Origin of the sequence: Brevibacillus sp. Leaf182 (genome assembly GCF_001423865.2) — a bacterium.
GTDB classification, from domain to species: Bacteria; Bacillota; Bacilli; order Brevibacillales; family Brevibacillaceae; genus Brevibacillus; species Brevibacillus brevis_C.
The window spans coordinates 1-2,122 of the sequence record NZ_LMPN02000006.1; the positions used below are offsets into that span (position 1 = coordinate 1).

2 protein-coding genes are annotated in these 2,122 nt (G+C 46.3%); both read right to left on the reverse strand.

What is annotated here, in order from left to right; genetic code table 11:
• Nucleotides 1-809, reverse strand: an 809-nt coding sequence (locus tag ASG16_RS00035; protein ID WP_111914330.1) for a hypothetical protein, incomplete at its 3' end; no start/stop codon positions are given.
• Nucleotides 810-811: 2 nt separating this feature from the next.
• The coding region (locus tag ASG16_RS00040) for a DUF4815 domain-containing protein (RefSeq protein ID WP_114544004.1) at nucleotides 812-2,122 on the reverse strand (1,311 nt) is incomplete at its 5' end.

Sequence of the window (2,122 nt, forward strand, 5' to 3'; positions counted from 1 at the left end):
GCCATCGGGATTAGACTTACACTTGACTGGACGACTGGTGACGATCCAGATGTCTTAAATAAAGCCCGCACATGCACCTTGTTTGTAGGTTGTGTTAACCATGTCACATCCAGATCATCAAGTGCATACCAATTTCGCTCATCTATGGAGTATTGCCACAACAGCGCCGAATTTCGAGGTACAAGTTGACTTGCTGAAAGGACAAGTTGAGTCACTTGGTTGGCAGATACAGGATTAAATTGGAGCTTTGCATCGTTCATAAATTTGGCTCCGTAAAGCTTAAACTTCAAGTCGGAGTCCTGATGTGCTGTCCATGCCGAACCGTTGGAGCTTGAAAACAGGACACCCACGTCATATGGCTGGCGTGAAACAGTTTTCCTAGATAGGAGGTCTTGTGCACTCATTCGCGCTACAAATGCTCTATATTGACTAGAAGGTGTCAGAAGCACGATCGCATACTCCGTATTCGCCTGTAGTAAGATCGGCTCAGGAAACCTTACCTTTGTTGCCCTACTACTATCATTGGATACGTTCACCTGAGAAGAATTGATCGCCACTGAAGATAAGATCGTCATAGAAGGATAACCATTCACTACTGTGCGAAGTTGTACCGTTAAGTCCGCTACATGGTCCTTCGTGCCCAAGTACAAATCAACGGATGTCACAAACCGCTCATCTGTAAGCATAAAGGTTTGTGCAAGTGGATCAGTCAGTCGCCAAGATGGAATCTGCCAAAATGTCTGCTCGACCACCTGCTTCCTACCAGTCCCTACATAAGACGCTTTCGCTTCATTTTGTTTGGTAGCCATCCTTACACCTCGTTCCAGAAATAGACTTCGCGGGTTCCTGTACGTACATTCGCTGGGATCATAAATGTGCAACTGAATCGTCCTTGAGCATTCGCTCTCACTGTGTTGGGCAGCGTGCCGGCTGCCGATCCGTTTATCGGAGTAAGGTTTACCGGGATGCCATCAAATGTCGCCTTGATATTGTCACTGTTCGGTTCAAAACCTTCCCCGACCACTGTTACCTCACGCTGCCGTATGAATGGAACTTGTTCATCTAAAATGACTTTTGTTTCAGTCCGAGTCGTTCCCGTCGATCTCCAATCCGCCCACCATCCCCAAACGGATTGTGTAACAGTTGACGTCTCCACCCAGGTATCATGAGAAGGCGTTAATCGAATTGTGGCCAAATTCCCGAAGACTTGATAGGGATTCACATTCATGGTTTCTGTTGCAAAAGGTTGATCAATAAGCACCTCTTCGGTATATGGCAAGGTAATTAACCGCTCATGGAATCGCACGGTAGATGCAGCCTGATTTACTTGCATTTCTATAAAACTATTCTCAACGGCTAACTGTACCGTTTTTTCACGCGGGTTAATCATGGCATCAAAGTCAGGATGAGTAACATCGGAGCGTTCAAAATTGGTAAAGTTGTCTGTAAAAACACCCTTTTTCGCTAGTGACGGATCAGAGTTTTGCGCCGCCCGGTCAAGGTCTGCCAAAGCTTGGTTGTACTCTGCACGTTCTAAACGCTCAAGGAGAGAACGTAGCTCGAGCATCGTCAATCGTTTGGGTTTCCGATTCGAAACCACAACAGCGCTTGAATTTGGGGGTAGATAAAGCTCTCCAAGTTCTAAGACATCAGGTGGTGAAGAAGGAGGGTAAGGATTCATGTCTGACTGACCATGTATGACATGAACTTCGCCTTGGTAAGTAAGGTAGTAAACATCTTTCCGCCCGAGAAAAAACTCATAGGTCGTCTGGAAAGTCGAGTTCGGTACAGGCCGATCACTACCAAGCCACTTTACCCCGTTGTTATCCAACGTTACATCTGTCCCAATAACCATAAGTTTTGTATAGCGATACGTGACTGTATACGACGTCCCACCTGAGGGTTCAGCACCTGCCAATGACCAGTCTACGGCATCGCCTGAGAGTTGAAAGTCTGTCCCTTTGACATAACTTGTGCTGCCCGCCTGTATCGAGACAATATCTACAACAGGTGTCATTGGTAAAAGGTCTGAGGTTCCTGCCACATTTCCCCGAGTAATTGTCTGTGTTTTCTCTACTGTTGCTGTAACCGTCTGTAAAGCTTTCACAGGCTTTGAATTTAG